Raw genomic sequence first — 15,938 nt, forward strand, 5'->3', positions numbered from 1 at the left:
CGGTATATTTTGTCAACGACTGCGAAATCCGCCTGGCAGTACGAAAGATACTGTGGCCGTTGGAATCACGAGGAAGACGGATTCGCACGGCATGCCTGAGCCTGCCGATGCGGGGCGAAAAATATCCATCCCGGTATAATTGTTCGATGGTGGCAACTCGGCGCGGACGCCCTACGCGGGCACAGACGGCAACGCTCGACCTCGCGATCCGCAAGGCGGCTGTCGCGACTTTTCTCGAGTTCGGTTACCCGGGCGCGACCGTCGACGCCATCGCCCGTGCGGCCGGCACCACCAAACGTTCGGTCTACGCCCGGTACGCGGACAAGCGCGCGATCTTCATCGACGTCATCCCGTGGGCGTTGTCGCGCTACGCCGACAGCGACCGCGACGAGATGCCCGGCGACGACGAGGAGGAGGATCTCGAAACCGCACTGCTGCGGATCGGCCGGGTGGCGCTGGCCCGTGCGGTGGATCCGGAACACGTGGGTTTGATGCGGATCGCGATGAACGAGGCGGCTCGCTTCTCCGAATTCGACGTGGCCATGCATTCGATGATGTGGTCCGGGCGTCAGCGCGCGGTGGTGCGATTGCTCCGACGTCACCAGGAGCGCGGACACGTGCGGGTGGACGATATCCAGATCGCCGCCGAGCACTTTCTGGCGATGGTGGAACTCGTGCCGGGCCGTCTGGCGGACTTCGGTTTCTTCCGGACCGAGAAGGACTCCGAACATCATCTGCGGCAGGCGGTTTCGCTGTTCATGCGCGGAGCGGTGCCGCAACGCACGGGACGGCGCTGAGTCACCGGCGGTCCGGCGTCGTCGTGTGCCCGGCCCGCGCGACGAGGGCCGCGTCAGTCCGCATCCGGCGGGTGCGGGACGATCGTGCGGGACCAGGGCTTGCCTTCGAACAGTCGCACGAAATCCTCGGCGAACTCGGCCAATTCGCGATGCCCCAGGGTGATGCCCAGGCTCGATTCGTTGACCAGGGTGGCGCCGAGGCTGCTGATCACCACCGACATCATCGCGGGCGGCAGCTCCTCGACGTCGAAGCCGCGGCTGCGCAGGATGATGGTCAGCGCGGTGAGCTGGCTTTCCCGATAACGCTCGGCGTAGGCGGCGATCTCGGCGCGAATCTCCTTGCGGTGGTTGGCCAGTGCCATGAACTCCATCAGCAGCGCGGTGCCGCGGGCGTCGGTGGCCGTCTCCCAGAGGGCGCGCATCGGATTCTCCGAGGCCAGCGCCTTGCGCTGGCGTTCCAGATTGGCCTCGGCGCCCTTGCGGAAGACGGCCAGGAACAGGTCGTCCAGGGAGGGGAAGTAGTAGTACACGAGCGCGGGATTAACCCCGACCTTCGCCGCGACGCGCCGGGTGGTGGCTCCCGCGTAGCCCTCCTCGAGCATGAGTTCGGCGGTGGCCTCGATCAGTTGATCGCGGGTGTCGGTGTCGTCGCCGCGGCGACGCTTGCGCGGTGCGCTCACCGGGCCTCCTCACAACGTTCGCCGGTCGCCGCCCTGCCCGTGTCGAGTGCGCTCACGGCGCCCCTCTCTGCAGTGCTCGACCGCATCGTGCGCGCCACGCGCAGGGCCGATGATTCGCTCGCAGGCTCGCTCACGTGATCGAACCTATCAATAGCTGTTCAGCGGATGTCCCGGTGGAGGCCGTGCGCGCGGGACGCGGCGCGGCCGGCCGGGATCGAGGCGAGGGCGCACGGCCGCAGTACATGCCCGGGACGCCGCGGGTGCCCGCGGCGTCCGGCCGGAGCCCGACCGGCGGATGTTCGGTACGCGTGGTTGCTAATCGATCGTTTAGTAACGAGGTGTCGTACGGGCTGGCCCGCGTCGGATGAACCGGCATGAGCGCAGCTAGGCGAACTTTGGTGACGCGACGATGGCGGACGGGCGTTGACATGGTTCGACGATAGGTGTTAAACAGTTGTCGAACAAGTGGAACCCGGACGACCGGACGCGCAGCTCTCTCGGCGCCCGGCGGGACGGTCCTCGCGTCTACTCCAAAACTGCTGGAGTAACCGATATTTCAGTTCGCGGAGGTCGATTCGATGATCCTCTTCGAATGCACCGAAAGTTGTGTTGGGATGCAAATATTGATCGACCGGTTAGCGATCGGGATATCCGGCGCTCATCGGGCGCCGGCGCTTCGGGGGCGGCTTGTCGCGGGGCTGTCGGCCACGGCCGCAGGAGTCGCGAAATGACCGGCGCGACACCGGGAGTCGCCCGATCGCGGCGGTCGGAGCTGGCGACTCCGGCGAGCAACGAGTCCATGTGCGCCGCCGCGGCGCGGTCCGGTGCGGATCTGGTGTTCCTCGATCTCGAGGATGCCTGCGCCCCGTCGGCAAAGGCGGCCGCGCGGTCGATCGCGGTGCGCGCGTTCACCGAACTGGACTGGGGCCGGACCGCACGCGCGGTCCGCATCAACGGGCTGGATACGCCGTGGTGTCATGACGACCTGATCGAGGTCGTCACCGGTGCTCGCGATCGCCTGGATGTGGTGATCGTTCCGAAGGCACGGTCCGCCCGTGACGTGTGGTGGGTGGATGTGCTGCTCACCCAGTTGGAGACCAAGCTGGGTCTGTCGCACCGCATCGGGCTGGAGGTGCTGATCGAGGAGGCGGAGGGGTTGCTCAACGCCGCCGAGATCGCCACCGCCAGCCCGCGCTTGGAGGCGATCATCTTCGGCGTCGGCGATCTGTCCGCCTCGCTGCACGCTCGGGTGGGCGGCAATTTCCGTCCCGAGCCGGGCGCGTATCCGGGCGATTTCTGGCATGCCGCGCGGGTGCAGGTGCTCGCGGCGGGCCGCGCGGCCGGTATCGATGTGATCGACTCGCCGTATCCCGACTACGCCGATGCCGACGGTTACCGTGCCGACGCCGGGCATGCCGCGATGCTGGGATTCGACGGCAAATGGGCGATCCACCCGAGCCAGGTGCCGATCGCCAACGAGGTGTTCACTCCGACCGCCGATGAAATCGATCACGCCCGAACGCTTGTCGACGGTTACCGCGCGGCGCAGCGCAGTGGCGTGGGAGCGATCGGGCAGTCCGGTCAGCTCGTGGACGCCGGACATCTCCGTCTCGCGGAGAACGTCCTGGCCAAGGCCGCACTCGCGGGAATCGGAAGTGGTGCTACTCGATGAGCGATTCGAAATATGACGGACGCCTGGCCGGAAAGGTCGCGGTGGTCACCGGGGCGGGGTCTGGCATCGGCCGGGCCAGTGCGCTGCTGTTCGCCCGCGAGGGGGCGAAGGTGGTCTGCGCGGATATCAGTGGCGGGCAGGACAAGACCGCCGCCGATATCGGCGACGCCGCGGTCGCGGTCCAGGTCGATGTCGCGAAATCGGTTGAGGTGCAACGGATGATCGCCGCCGCGGTGAACTCGTTCGGCCGCTTGGACGTCCTGTTCAGCAATGCCGGGATGAGCGGCACCCGGGGGCCGATCGCCGATCTGGACGAGGAGTCGTTCGACACCGTCGTCGCGGTCAATCTCAAGGGCGCGTTCCTCGGCATGAAGTACGCGATTCCGGAAATGCTGGCCTCGGGCGGGGGGTCGGTGATCAACACCGCGTCCGCGTCGGCACTGGTCGGATGGAAGGGCATCGCGGCCTACTCCGCCGCGAAGGGCGGGGTCGTGCAGCTCACCAAATCCGCCGCACTGGACTACGCGGAGCGGAACATCCGGGTGAACGCGATCTGTCCGGGCATGACCTGGACCGGATTGGCGAAGGCCCCCTTGGACAGCGAGCCGCCGACCGATGTCGTGCCACCGCAGCCGATGAAGCGCTGGGGAAAGCCCACCGAATTGGCCGCGGCCGCACTGTTTCTCGCCAGCGACGAGTCCTCCTTCATCACCGGAACGGCCATACCGGTCGACGGTGGATACGTGGCGAGGTGAGCACCGGACAATGACCAGACCTTTCCGCTTCGCGGTGCAGGCCACCCGTGCGACCACGGCGGCCGAATGGCGCGAAACCGCAGGACACATCGAGGATTCGGGCTACTCCACCCTGTTCCTGGCCGATCACTACCTGGGCAAGGGCCCAGCCGCCAAGGCCGCCAGATGGCCTCCGCAGCATCTGGCTCCGATCGCGGCGATGTCCGTCGCGGCCGCGGTGACCAGTTCGCTGCGGGTCGGGTGCCGGGTGTTCTGCGCGGACTATCACGTCCCGGGCGTGCTCATGAAGGAGGCGACCACGCTGGACCTGTTGTCCGGCGGCCGGCTGGAGTTCGGCATCGGCGGCGGCTGGAGCGAGTACGAGTACCGGGCCATGGGCGTGCCGTTCGCGCCCGGCCCGCAACGGATCTCGAAACTCGAGGAGGTCGTCGCGCTGTTCAAGGCGCACTGCGCGGGTGAACCGCTGGACCTCGCCGGCGAGTACGTCACCGCGCACGATTACGCGGGATTGCCGCTGCCCGTGCAGAAACCGCATCCGCCGATCATGATCGGCGGCGGCCGCAAGCGGGTGCTGTCCCTGGCCGGGCGCGAGGCCGACATCGTCAGCATCAACAATGTCCCGTTCGACCCGGTCGACGCCGCGGGCCGCACGCCTCGGCAGGAAGCGGTGCGGCGCTTGGGATTCGTGCGGGCGGGCGCGGGGGACCGGTTCGCGAGCCTGGACATCGAGAGTTCCCCCTTCTTCACCGCGGTCACCGATGACCCGGCAGCGGCGCTGGAGCGGATCGCCGGGAGGTTGGGCATCCCCGCGGGCGGACTCGGCGATCACCCGAACGTCCTGGTCGGCACGGTCGACCGGATCGTCGAGCTGCTGCTCGAACGACGAGAGGTCTTCGGCGCGAACTACATCACCGTGCAGCAGAGCGAATACGAGGCGTTCGCGCCCGTCGTCGCGGCGCTGGCGGGGAGCTAGCGAGAGAAACTTCGGAAGGATCGACATGGTCAAGCGCTCGCGCTACAGCGAATACAAGGATCGGTACCGGAACTACCGTTTCGAACTCAGCGAGGACGGCATCCTGCTGATGCAGTGCCACACCGACGGCGGCTCGCTGGTGTGGGACTGGAAGGCCCACGACGATATGGCCGACGCCTTCGCCGATGTCGCGGGCGATCGCGAGATCAAGGTGCTCATTCACACCGGCACCGGCGAGAACTACAACGCCGACTGGGGATTCATGCCCGACGGCTCGCCCATCGATCCGCCGATCTACCAGGCCATGCCCGGTGATCGCGGGCTGTGGAAACTGGACGAGAAGGCCTGGTACAACCGCAATCTCATGTTCAACGTGCTGAACGTGGACGTGCCGATGATCAGCGCGGTGAACGGCCCGTGCAACATCCACTCCGAGGTCCCGCTGATGGGCGATATCGTGCTCGCCTCGGAAGACGCCTGGTTCCAGGACGTTTCGCACTTTCCGCGCGGGCAGGTCCCGGGCGACGGGCAGCACGTGATCTGGAACTTCCTGGTCGGCCACAATCGCGGCCGCTATCTGCTGCTGACGGGCAAGAAGCTCGCGGCGCGCGAGGCGCTGGAGTGGGGCGCGGTCGCCGAGGTGCATCCGAAGGACCAATTGCTGGACCGGGCTTGGGAACTCGCCCGCGAACTGGTGAAACGCCCGCCGCTGACGTTGCGCTACACCCGCCAGCTGTTCACCCACGAACTCAAGCGCGCGTTCCTGGACCAGATGGGCCAGGGCATCGGGTTCGAGACCTACGCCCAGCGCGGCTTCTTCCCGGCCGGGGGCCGGATGGAGCCGCTGGACCGGGCCTGGGACGACAAGCCGTGGAGCGGCGGGGCCGAACCGGGACCGCAGGACTGACGAAAGTCACAGTGCCGGAGGGATTCTCATATGCATGCGCTCGACGGAGTGCGGGTCCTGGACCTGGGCACCTACATCGCCGGCCCGTTCTGCGCGACCGTGCTCGGCGAGTTCGGTGCCGATGTCGTCAAGATCGAACGTCCCGGCAGCGGTGACCATCTGCGCCGCTTCGGCACCGAAACCGACTGCGGCGACACCTTGGTGTGGCTGTCCGAAGCCCGCAACAAACGCTCGGTGACGCTGAACCTCGCCGATCCGCGCGGCCGAGAGTTGTTGGCGGAGTTGGTCGCTCAGGCGGATGTGGTGATCGAGAACTTCCGACCCGGCGTGCTGGAGCGCTGGGGACTGAGCTTCACGGAGATCCGGGCGATCAACCCGCGCGCGATCCTGCTGCGGATGTCGGCCTACGGGCAGACCGGCCCGCTGGCCGACCAGCCCGGCTTCGCCCGGGTGGCGCACGCCTACGCGGGATTGTCACTGCTGGCGGGCGAGCCGGACGGACCACCGGTGACGCCCGGATCCACCTCGCTGGGCGACTACCTCAGCGGTCTGTACGCCGTGGTCGGCGTGCTGCTGGCGCTGCGCGCCCGGGAGAGCACCGGGCGTGGCCAGTGCATCGATATGGCACTGTACGAGCCGATCTTCCGGGTGCTCGACGAGATCGCGCCCGCATATCAGCAGTTCGGCTTCGTACGCGAGCGGATGGGCGCGGACACCGTGAACGTGGTGCCGCACAGCCATTATCGAACCGCCGACGACCGCTGGATCGCGATCGCCTGCTCCAACGACGAGATGTTCGCCCGGCTGGCCCGGGCCATGGGCGAACCAGCGCTGGCGGACCCGGACCGGTTCGGGCCCAAGGCATCCCGGCTCGCTGCCCGGGACGAGGTCAACGCGCTGGTCGGCGCGTGGGTGGCGGAGCTGTCCCGGGACGAGGTGCTGGCCCGCTGCCGGGCCGCCGAAGTGCCCGCGGGGCCGTTGAATTCGATCGCGGACATCTTCGCCGACCCGCAGTTCGCCCATCGCGGGACCATCGTCGGCGCCGAATCCCGGATCGGGCCGCTGGCAGTGCCGGGCGTGCTGCCGAAACTGTCCGAGACCCCCGGCGAGATCCGCTGGCTGGGGCGGGCTCTCGGGGCCGACACCGATGCGGTGCTGGCCGAGCTGTTACACCGCGACGCGGCGGAGATCACCCATCTGCGCGACGCGGGCGTCATCTGAGAAAGGTTGTATGTCATGGCAATTCAGGAGAAACTCAGCACGGGGCGGGGCAAGTTCACGCCCGAGTATCCGGAACTGGGCACCGGCCCGGTCGATTACGACGACGCGGTGTCCGAGGAGTTCTTCCGGGCCGAACGCAAGGCGGTGTTCGAGCGGGCGTGGCTGAAAGTCGGCCGGATGGAACAACTTCCACGCACCGGTAGCTACTTCACCCGGGAGCTGGCCGGGCTCGGCTCGATCGTGATCGTGCGGCAGGCCGACGGCACCGTCAAGGCGCTGCACAACGTCTGCGCGCACCGCGGTAACAAGGTGGTGTGGCAGGAGCATCCGGCGCAGGAGTCCGCGGGCTCGTGCCGCGTGTTCACCTGCAAGTACCACGGCTGGCGGTACGGCCTGGACGGCAAGGTCGCGCACGTCACCAACGAGGACCAGTTCTTCGACCTGGACAAGGGCGCCCTGGGCATGCCGGAGCTGCACTGCGACACCTGGGCCGGGTTCATCTTCGTGAACTTCGATCCGCACGCCCAGCCGCTGCGCACCTTCCTCGGGCCGAAGTTCACCGAGGTGGAGAGCTATCCGTTCGAGCAACTGACCGAGCGGTACGCCTACAAGACCCGGGTCAAGGGCAACTGGAAGTTGTCGATCGACACGATCCTGGAGTGGTACCACCCGCCGTACGTGCACGGCCGGTTCATCAATCCGGACGTGTCGAAGGCGGAGAAACTGGTGCCGCCGCCGGATGCGTACTACTACGACCTGTTCACCTCGCACATGCTGAACTCGGTGCCCGGCCCGCCGCCGCTGCCGCCGCGCGCGCCCGGTGAGCTGGGTCCGGCCAAGCGGGATCAGCGCTGGATCTACAAGCTGTTGCGGGCCGGTCTGTTCGGCCCCGACGACATCGCCGACCTCGGGCCGCTGCCGGACGTGCTCAACCCCGGCCGGATCAAGTCCTGGGGTAACGACGCCTACTGGTTGTTACCGAATTTCTCGGTGCAGATCTGGGCCCGCAATTTCTACATCACCTACCAGTACTGGCCCGAGGCGGTCGACTCGCACACCTACGAGCTCGACATCTACTTCACGCCGCCGCGCAATGCCGCCGAACGGCTGGCGCAGGAGATGACCGCGCAGACCACCATCGAATTCGCGATGCAGGACTCGAACACCGTCGAGGCCACGCATTCGGCCCTGGCGACCGGCGCCAACCGGCAATTCCACCTGTCGGATCAGGAACTGATGATCCGCAATTTCCACAAGGTCATCCGGGACACGGTGACCGCCCACCAGACCCTCGACGAGAAATAACCAGGAGCATCCGATGACGAACGCGGTTCTCCCCGCAGCATTCAGTGAACTCGAGCCCTGGGTCGAGACCTGGGCCAAGGCCACTCGCCAGGAACGCTACGACACCCGGCTCGCGAGCACCATCGAAGAACTCGACGCGTTCTACGACGCCATCGCCCCGCGCGCCGAGGAAGCCATCGACCACTTGAACACGTTCGATCTGAACGAGCTGCCCGAGGCCGAAACCCGGCTGCTGCGGCTGATGTATTCGCTGGTGATGGTCTCCTACCCGGTGAACGTGTTCAAGCAGCCGCGTATCCCCGATTCCGGCGCCTCGTTCTTCGACACCGTTTCCGAACCCGCGGTGTGAGGCCGGGTATGGGATACACCGTTTCCGAGCTCACGCCGGCGACCGGCGTGGAGTTCACCGGCGTGCGGGGCGGCGATCTGCTCGAGGAGAAGATCGCCGCGCAAACCCTCGACGCCCTGGACAGCCGTGGCGTCGTGGTGTTCCGGGCAGCACACGCCACCGACGACGAGCTGGTCGCGTTCGCGCGGCTGCTCGGTGAGGTGGTGCCGCTGCCGATGGGGAGTCATCCGAAATACCGTGAGATACAGAAGATCACGCGCGACGCGTCGAAGAGCAAGCTCGCCGCGTACCGGGAGGGGACGTTCCACTGGCACATCGACGGTTCGACCGACGCGGTGCCGAGCCGGGCGACGTTGCTGACCGCGCGGGAGATCTCCGGCGACGGCGACGGCGATACCGAATTCGCGAATACCTATGCCGCGTACGAGGGTTTGCCCGAGCCCGAGAAGCGCGCGCTCGACGGCCTGCGGGTGGTGCACAGTTTCGCCGCGTCGCAATTGCTGGTCGAGCCGAACCCGTCCGAACAGGAGCGTGCGGCGTGGGATCGCAACCCGTCGCGGGAACATCCGCTGGTGTGGACCCATCGCAACGGCCGCAGATCCATGCTGCTGGGGTCCACCGCCGAGAGGGTCGTGGGCCGCTCGCCGGCCGAGGGGCGAGAACTGTTGGACCGCTTACTGGAATGGTCGACTCGGTCGCAGTACGTGGTCCGGCACACCTGGCAGGTCGGCGATCTGGTCGTCTGGGACAACACCGGGATGCTGCATCGCGCACTTCCCTACGGGCCCGAGTCGACTCGTCTGATGCACCGTGCCTCACTGGCGGGCGAGGAGGCGGTCGCGTGAGTGCGCGGACAGCCGATGTGGTCGGGTCGAGGCTCGTGCCCGAGCGGAATGTCTGCGAGGTTGCGGCATGAGTGCGCAGACCGGGCGGGTCGCGGTGGTGACCGGCGGTGGTTCGGGAATCGGCCGGGCCATCTCACAGCGATTGGCGGCGAACGGGTTTCAGGTGGCGATCCTGGATCTGAACGGTACCGCCGCGAAGACGGTCGCCGAGGAGATCCGTGCGGCGGGACATTCGGCGACGGCGTTCGGCGAGGTCGACATCTCCGCGCGCAATCAGGTCGACGCCGCGTTCGAGCGGGTGCGCGCGGAACTCGGGCCGGTCCTGGTCCTGGTGAACAATGCGGGACTGACCGGGTTCAAGAAGTTCCTGCACATCACCGACGAGGTCTGGCGGCGGACCCTGGCGGTCAATCTGGACGGCACGTTCTACTGCTGCCAGGCGGCCGTGCCGGACATGCTGGCCGCCGGCTGGGGGCGGATCATCAACATCTCCTCCTCCAGCGCCCATTCCGGCCAGCAGTTCATGAGCCATTACGTGGCGGCCAAGGCCGGTGTCATCGGGTTCACCAAATCCCTCGCGCTGGAACTGGGTCCGTCCGGAATCACGGTGAACACCATTCCGCCCGGCTTCGTGGACACTCCCATGCTGCGCGATTCGGAGAGCCACGGGCTACTGGGCGGCACGGTGGATCACCACGCCGAACTCACGCCCGTGCGCCGCGCGGGCAGGCCGGAGGACATCGCCGCTGCCTGCGCATTCCTGGTCTCGGAGGACGCCGGATACATCACCGGGCAGGTGCTGGGCGTCAATGGCGGCCGAAATACCTGAGTACCACAATCTTTGGAGACGATCATCATGACCACTGAGCAATCAGCGGCATCCGCCACGAGCGGAAACGAATCGAAGGCCGACCGGCGACTGTTGATCGGCGGCCGGCTCGTCGACACGGCGCGGACCTATCCGTCGTACAACCCGGCCACCGAGGCCGTGGTGGGATACGCCCCCGACGCGACGGTGAACGACGCCCACCTCGCGATCGCCGCGGCGCGCGAGGCATTCGACAACGGAGTCTGGGCAACGGACGTCGCGCTGCGCATCCGGTGCCTGGAACAACTGCACCGGGCGTTGACCGACCACGTCGAGGAACTGCGCGAACTCACCATCGACGAGGTCGGTGCGACGCTGTCCCTCACTCGCGCAGCGCAATTGGAGGGCCCGCTCGAGATCGTGCGGTACTACGCCGATCTGCTGAAGACGTACTCCTTCACCGAGGACCTGGGTCCGGTCGAATATCTCGGCCAACAGCACCGGCGGTGGGTGGAGAAGGAGGCCGCGGGCGTGGTGTCGGCGATCGTCGCCTACAACTACCCGAATCAGCTGGCGCTGGCGAAACTGGCGCCCGCCCTGGCGGCCGGGTGCACGGTGGTGCTCAAGGCGGCGCCGGCCACCCCGCTGATCACCCTCGCCCTGGGCGAGATCATCGAGAAATACACCGACATCCCGCCCGGCGTGGTGAATATCCTTTCTTCGCAGGAGGTTTCGGTCGGCGAGGCGTTGACCATCCATCCCGACGTGGACCTGATCACCTTCACCGGGTCGACCTCGGTGGGCCGGTCGATCATGTCCGCGGCCGGTACCGGCCTGAAACGGGTATTCCTCGAGCTGGGCGGCAAGTCGGCCGCGATCGCGCTGGACGACGCCGACTACCAGGGCGTCGCGCAGTACGCGGCATTCGCCGCGACGCTCAATGCCGGGCAGGCCTGCGCGCTCACCACACGCCTGCTGGTGCCACGGGCGGATCACGACGCGGTCGTCGATCTCGTCGCGGCCAATATGGCCCGGGTGCGCTTCGGCGACCCGCACGATCGCAAGACCTACATGGGCCCGTTGATCAGCGAGGCGCAGCGCGACAAGGTCGACGGCATGGTGCAGCGTGCCGTGGCCGCGGGCGCGAAACTCGTGACCGGCGGTGAGAAGGCCGGGCCCGGATACTTCTACCGGCCCACCCTGCTCGCGGGTGTCGATCCGGACAGCGAGATCGCCCAGGAGGAGGTGTTCGGCCCGGTGCTGGCGGTGATCGCGCACGACGGGGACGACGACGCGGTCCGCATCGCGAACAACTCCGCCTACGGCCTGTCCGGGGCGGTGTTCAGCGCGGACCACGAGCGCGCCCTCGCGGTGGCCCGCAGGGTCCGCACCGGCACGTTCAGCATCAACGGCGGCAACTACTTCTTCCCCGACGCGCCCTTCGGCGGTTACAAGCAGTCCGGCATCGGCCGCGAAATGGGCGTCGCCGGTCTGGAGGAATTCCTCGAACGCAAGACCCTGGCCTCGATACTCGGCTGAGGCCGGGGTGCGGATTCCTATGGTCGTTCGATCCCTCGATACCCTCGATCGTGGTGTGTGTGCGATTCGCACGGTGGCCGATGCGCGGGCTCATGCGTGCAGGCATCGGTTGCGGTACCGGGTGGCGATCATCGCCCCGAGTGTGCTGGATGCGGTGCATTCGGTGGGGGGCTGGGTGTTCGATCGGGTGATGGCGGGCTGGGAGGTCACCGTCGTGGTGCCGGATCTGGGCGATCCGGCGCCGTTGCGGATTCTGGGTGCGGTCGTGGTGAATCTGGAGGATTCACTGGGTTCGCCGCCGGACGCGGTGCAGATCTGGCCGCATGAACTCGTGGTCGCGGCAACGGTTTTCGAGTCCGATGCGCGGGTGCGTGCGGGGGTGACGGCGAATCTCGAGGCGCACGCCGAGGCGATCATGTTCTGGGGGCGGTGCGAGGAGGGTGTTCGCAATGTGGAGCATCGGTTGTCCGTGGCCGCGCGGGCGTTCAAGGCCAGTGCGTTGATGTTGGCCGGGGCGCCGGCCGCGGCTGTGCCGGGCGTGGAGACGTTTCATCGCCGTGGCCCGTTGGGCGGTTCGGTGGCCGATGCCGTGGTCATCGACATCACGCGGAGGCTGCGTCGCCGCGGATACCTCGAATCCGACCGCTAGTTCTCCATTACCGCCAATTTGCTCTCGAGAATGAGAAGGACGTTCTACTCTCGACTAGAGCCAGGTTCTTTCAGCCGGGCTTCGCCGGATCGGATTCCCGGCGCCGCACCTCGTATCACCTCGATGGAGCGGCGGAGCGAGCCGCCGGCCGTCGTGCAGGGCATTGGAGCTCGAATATGCGTGTTGTCCCCCCGGATCTGGTCGAACGGTACGAACGCGAGGGGCGGTGGACCTCCGATACGATCGCGGATCTGCTCGCTCGCGGGTTGGCCGCCGCACCGGATACCGAGTTCCGAGTCCATTCCGCCGTCCGGCCGTGGTCGGGCACCTTTCGCGACGTCGAGTTGCTGGCCCGGAGGTTGGCCGGCGGGCTGCGCGCCCGCGGCGTTGGCGCCGGGGATACGGTCGCCTTCCAGCTGCCGAACTGGATGGAGGCGGCGGCCGCGTTCTGGGCGGCCGCGGTGCTCGGTGCGGTGGTGGTGCCCATCGTGCACATCTACGGGCCCAGGGAGGTGGACCACATTCTCGGCTCGGTCCGGCCGCGCGCATTCCTCACCGCCGACCGATTCGGTTCGCGCACTTACGATCCCGCGGTGTACGCCGGAGTGCCGATCGTCGGCGTGGTGGGCGGCCGGGATCGCGCGACGGCCTTCGAGGCCCTGCTCGCGGACGAGCCGTGGGCGGGGCGGGCGACGGTGGATCCGGCCGCGCCGGTACTGATCGCCTTCACCTCCGGAACCACGAGCGCGCCGAAGGGCGTGATCCACAGTCACCGGACCCTGCTGTTCGAGACTCGCCAGATGACCGCGCGGCGTCCCGCCGATCTGACCCCGCAGCTCATCACCGCTCCGGTCGGCCATTTCATCGGCATGCTCTGCGCGTTCCTGGTGCCCGTCCTGGAGGGCAGCACGATCGATATGGTCGACACCTGGAATCCGGAACAGGTTCTGGAGCTGATGACGACCTACGGCATCGCCGTCGGCGGCGGTGTGCCGTACTACATGACGAGCCTGGTCGACCATCCGAAGTTTACCCCGGAGCATCTGGCCCTGATCAAGTACGCGGGGCTGGGCGGTGCGCCCGTCCCGGTCGCGGTGGTGGAGCGGCTCACGGCGCTGGGTATCAAGGTCACCCGGTCCTACGGGAGTACCGAACATCCGTCGATGACGGTGTCGGAGTACACCGATTCCCCGGAAAAGCGGATCTACACCGACGGCTGTGCCGCGCCCGGTGTGGAGGTCCGGTTGAGCGTGGACGGCGAAATCCTCAGTCGCGGACCGGATCTGTGCCTCGGATACACCGACGACGCGCTCACGGCCGCGCGGTTCGATGCCGAGGGCTGGTATCACACCGGTGATATCGCCACACTCGATGCCGACGGATACCTCACGATCACCGACCGGACCACCGATCTGATCATTCGCGGCGGTGAGAACATCAGCGCACTCGAGGTGGAAGACATCCTGATCACCGTGCCGGGGGTGGTCGAGGCGGCGGCGGTGGCCGCGCTGGATACCCGGCTGGGCGAGCACGTGGCGGCGGTGCTGCGGCTCGCGGCCGATGTTGCGGCCCCCACCCTCGAGGATTTGCGCGCGCATTTCGCACACGCCGGTCTGGCCAAACAGAAATGGCCCGAGGAGATCCACATCGTGACCGATTTCCCGCGTACCGCGAGCGGCAAGGTCCAGAAATTCGTGCTGCGCCGGAACCTGCGTTCCGCGTAATTCCCGGCGTCCCTTCGCCGTTCGTTTCATTCCTTCCGGGAGACACCCATGTCCACAACCCAGGCCGGTCCCGTGCCGGACGACACCGGCGCACCGATCACCCACAGCGCCACCAGACTCGACGACGCCTCGAAATTGCGCATCGCCGCGATACTCGTGGTGATCGTGCTCTACACCGAAATCGCTCCGCTGCAATACACCATGGTCGCCGCCGCGCTGCAGAAGATGACCACGACCTTTCCCACGGTCGGCGGCAACATCAACTGGGCCGTGATCATCCTCGGACTCGTAGGCGCCTCGGCCACACCGGTTCTCGGCAAGGCGAGCGACATCTGGGGTAAGAAGCGGATGCTGCTCGTCTGCGGTGTGCTGTTCCTGGCCGGGTGCGTGATCTGCGCGACGACGAGCGACTGGACCGTCTTCCTGATCGGGCGCGGACTGTCCGCATTCGCCATCGCCACCCAGTTCATCTCCTACGGGCTGGTCCGGGACCTGTTGCCGCGCAAGTACGTTCCGATCGGGCTCGGCTTCATCGGAACCGGCGTCGGGTTCTCCGGCGTGGCCGCGCCGCTGATCGGCGGTGTGCTGGTCGACCATTTCGACTGGCGGTCGATGTTCTGGTTCCTGGCCGTGTTCACCGTGGTGCTGACCCCGCTGCTGATCTGGCTGGTGCCGGAATCCACTGTGCGGCTGCGTGATCGGATCGACCCGTTCGGCGCTGTGCTGCTGTCCGCGGGAGCCCTGCTGACCCTGTTGTATCTGGACAACGGGCAGAACTGGGGGTGGACGCGAGTGACGAGTCTGCTGTGGCTGGTCGTCGGCCTGATCCTGCTGGTGTCCTTCGTGTTCGTCGAGCGCCGGGTGTCGCGGCCGATCATGGATATGCGGCTGCTGCTGAATCCGAAGGTCAGCGTGGTGTTGTTGATGACGGTCATCGGCATGGGCGTCACCGCCGTGCAACCGCTGGCGCTCGGGTACATGACCCAGACGCCGGACAGCGACACGCTGCGCGGGCAGATCGCCGGGGGCGCCGCGGCGCGCGCGCAGGCCGCGGGCCATCCGATACCGCGTGACATGATTCGCGTATTCCTGGATCCCGGTTACAGCTACGGCAACGGCTACGGCATGGTCCAGTACGCGCTGCACATCGGTATGTGGGCCGGGGTTCTGGGCATGATCGTCGGCCCGTTCGCCGGTGCGCTGATCCGCCGGATCGGCGGGCGGATACCGGCGATCATCGCCTTCGCACTGCTGACCGTGTCCGCCGTCGGATTCGCCGTCTCGCACTACAGTCTGCTCACCTACCTGGTGCTGTACATCGTGTCCGGCATCGCCTTCGGCTTCCTGTACGCCGCGCTGCCCTCCCTCATCGTCGAGGCGGTGCCGCCGGAGCAGCAGGGGATCAGCAGCGGAATGCTCGGTGTGACAACGAGTCTGGGCACCGGGGCGGCCATGGCGGTGACCACTGCGCTGCTGAACAACAACCCGGTCGTCGCGCGTATCGATATCGCGGGCCACACGACGAGCCAGGTGATTCCGCAGGTGTTCGCCGATCGCGGTTATACCGGCAGTTTCTGGGTGATGGTCGGCACGACCGCCGTCGCCCTGGTGATCGCGGTGTTGATGCGGCACGGCCGCAAGCCCGCGACCGGCGGATAGCGCGATGGAGCTGCCGTCCTGGCGACGGCAGCTCCTCCGGCTGCGAATGGCGCAG

General features: G+C 67.2%; 15 protein-coding genes. 14 read left to right on the forward strand and 1 reads right to left on the reverse strand.

All coding sequences use genetic code 11. The annotated features are described in order from the left end of the window. The first annotated feature begins 146 nt into the window (after positions 1–146). Positions 147–797 (forward strand): TetR/AcrR family transcriptional regulator, encoded by a 651-nt coding sequence (locus tag AC5WS7_RS18590; protein WP_495955744.1) that lies wholly within the window; start codon positions 147–149, stop codon positions 795–797. 53 nt (positions 798–850) lie between these two features. On the opposite strand, the gene AC5WS7_RS18595 is transcribed toward AC5WS7_RS18590, so the two are convergent. After that, the gene (locus tag AC5WS7_RS18595) at positions 851–1,477 is read right to left on the reverse strand and encodes a TetR/AcrR family transcriptional regulator (RefSeq protein WP_495955745.1); all 627 of its coding nucleotides are present in this window, start codon (positions 1,475–1,477) and stop codon (positions 851–853) included. Between the two features lie 727 nt (positions 1,478–2,204). On the opposite strand from AC5WS7_RS18595, the gene AC5WS7_RS18600 reads away from it, so the two are divergent. From AC5WS7_RS18600 to AC5WS7_RS18660, 13 genes are all read left to right on the forward strand, one after another. Further along, entirely contained in the window at positions 2,205–3,149 is a 945-nt protein-coding gene (locus tag AC5WS7_RS18600; RefSeq protein WP_495955746.1) for an HpcH/HpaI aldolase/citrate lyase family protein, read from the forward strand. Continuing rightward, entirely contained in the window at positions 3,146–3,904 is a 759-nt protein-coding gene (locus AC5WS7_RS18605; protein ID WP_495955747.1) for an SDR family NAD(P)-dependent oxidoreductase, read from the forward strand. Before AC5WS7_RS18600 ends, AC5WS7_RS18605 begins: the two co-directional genes overlap by 4 nt. A gap of 10 nt (positions 3,905–3,914) precedes the next feature. Further along, positions 3,915–4,877, forward strand: coding sequence for a TIGR03621 family F420-dependent LLM class oxidoreductase (locus AC5WS7_RS18610; protein WP_495955748.1), 963 nt, complete (start codon positions 3,915–3,917; stop codon positions 4,875–4,877). Between the two features lie 25 nt (positions 4,878–4,902). Next, on the forward strand, positions 4,903–5,784 hold the full coding sequence (locus AC5WS7_RS18615) for an enoyl-CoA hydratase/isomerase family protein (RefSeq protein WP_495955749.1): 882 nt from the start codon (positions 4,903–4,905) through the stop codon (positions 5,782–5,784). Between the two features lie 30 nt (positions 5,785–5,814). Beyond that, a complete protein-coding gene (locus tag AC5WS7_RS18620; RefSeq protein WP_495955750.1) occupies positions 5,815–7,005 on the forward strand; it encodes a CaiB/BaiF CoA transferase family protein in 1,191 nt (396 codons plus the stop codon). Between the two features lie 15 nt (positions 7,006–7,020). Next, positions 7,021–8,310, forward strand: a complete 1,290-nt coding sequence (locus tag AC5WS7_RS18625) for an aromatic ring-hydroxylating oxygenase subunit alpha (RefSeq protein ID WP_495955751.1) — start codon at positions 7,021–7,023, stop codon at positions 8,308–8,310. Positions 8,311–8,323: 13 nt separating this feature from the next. After that, entirely contained in the window at positions 8,324–8,659 is a 336-nt protein-coding gene (locus AC5WS7_RS18630) for a hypothetical protein (RefSeq protein WP_495955752.1), read from the forward strand. A gap of 8 nt (positions 8,660–8,667) precedes the next feature. After that, positions 8,668–9,504 (forward strand): TauD/TfdA dioxygenase family protein, encoded by an 837-nt coding sequence (locus AC5WS7_RS18635; RefSeq protein ID WP_495955753.1) that lies wholly within the window; start codon positions 8,668–8,670, stop codon positions 9,502–9,504. A gap of 67 nt (positions 9,505–9,571) precedes the next feature. Next, positions 9,572–10,333 (forward strand): SDR family NAD(P)-dependent oxidoreductase, encoded by a 762-nt coding sequence (locus AC5WS7_RS18640; RefSeq protein WP_495955754.1) that lies wholly within the window; start codon positions 9,572–9,574, stop codon positions 10,331–10,333. A 27-nt stretch (positions 10,334–10,360) separates the two neighbouring features. Continuing rightward, on the forward strand, positions 10,361–11,851 hold the full coding sequence (locus AC5WS7_RS18645) for an aldehyde dehydrogenase family protein (RefSeq protein WP_495955755.1): 1,491 nt from the start codon (positions 10,361–10,363) through the stop codon (positions 11,849–11,851). A 73-nt stretch (positions 11,852–11,924) separates the two neighbouring features. Further along, entirely contained in the window at positions 11,925–12,500 is a 576-nt protein-coding gene (locus tag AC5WS7_RS18650; protein WP_495955756.1) for a hypothetical protein, read from the forward strand. 176 nt (positions 12,501–12,676) lie between these two features. Continuing rightward, on the forward strand, positions 12,677–14,224 hold the full coding sequence (locus AC5WS7_RS18655; RefSeq protein ID WP_495955757.1) for an AMP-binding protein: 1,548 nt from the start codon (positions 12,677–12,679) through the stop codon (positions 14,222–14,224). A 48-nt stretch (positions 14,225–14,272) separates the two neighbouring features. Then, complete coding sequence (locus AC5WS7_RS18660) at positions 14,273–15,883, forward strand: MFS transporter (protein ID WP_495955758.1); 1,611 nt, start codon at positions 14,273–14,275, stop codon at positions 15,881–15,883. Positions 15,884–15,938: the final 55 nt, after the last annotated feature.

The organism is Nocardia sp. PLKS1-43, from assembly GCF_059510335.1.

Coding starts and splice junctions, on each gene's coding strand:
- AC5WS7_RS18605 (WP_495955747.1), top strand. CDS start 3,146: ATGAGCGATTCGAAATATGACGGACGCCTGGCCGGAAAGGTCGCGGTG.
- AC5WS7_RS18630 (WP_495955752.1), top strand. CDS start 8,324: ATGACGAACGCGGTTCTCCCCGCAGCATTCAGTGAACTCGAGCCCTGG.
- AC5WS7_RS18635 (WP_495955753.1), top strand. CDS start 8,668: ATGGGATACACCGTTTCCGAGCTCACGCCGGCGACCGGCGTGGAGTTC.
- AC5WS7_RS18660 (WP_495955758.1), top strand. CDS start 14,273: ATGTCCACAACCCAGGCCGGTCCCGTGCCGGACGACACCGGCGCACCG.
- AC5WS7_RS18645 (WP_495955755.1), top strand. CDS start 10,361: ATGACCACTGAGCAATCAGCGGCATCCGCCACGAGCGGAAACGAATCG.
- AC5WS7_RS18615 (WP_495955749.1), top strand. CDS start 4,903: ATGGTCAAGCGCTCGCGCTACAGCGAATACAAGGATCGGTACCGGAAC.
- AC5WS7_RS18610 (WP_495955748.1), top strand. CDS start 3,915: ATGACCAGACCTTTCCGCTTCGCGGTGCAGGCCACCCGTGCGACCACG.
- AC5WS7_RS18590 (WP_495955744.1), top strand. CDS start 147: ATGGTGGCAACTCGGCGCGGACGCCCTACGCGGGCACAGACGGCAACG.
- AC5WS7_RS18620 (WP_495955750.1), top strand. CDS start 5,815: ATGCATGCGCTCGACGGAGTGCGGGTCCTGGACCTGGGCACCTACATC.
- AC5WS7_RS18655 (WP_495955757.1), top strand. CDS start 12,677: ATGCGTGTTGTCCCCCCGGATCTGGTCGAACGGTACGAACGCGAGGGG.
- AC5WS7_RS18625 (WP_495955751.1), top strand. CDS start 7,021: ATGGCAATTCAGGAGAAACTCAGCACGGGGCGGGGCAAGTTCACGCCC.
- AC5WS7_RS18640 (WP_495955754.1), top strand. CDS start 9,572: ATGAGTGCGCAGACCGGGCGGGTCGCGGTGGTGACCGGCGGTGGTTCG.
- AC5WS7_RS18600 (WP_495955746.1), top strand. CDS start 2,205: ATGACCGGCGCGACACCGGGAGTCGCCCGATCGCGGCGGTCGGAGCTG.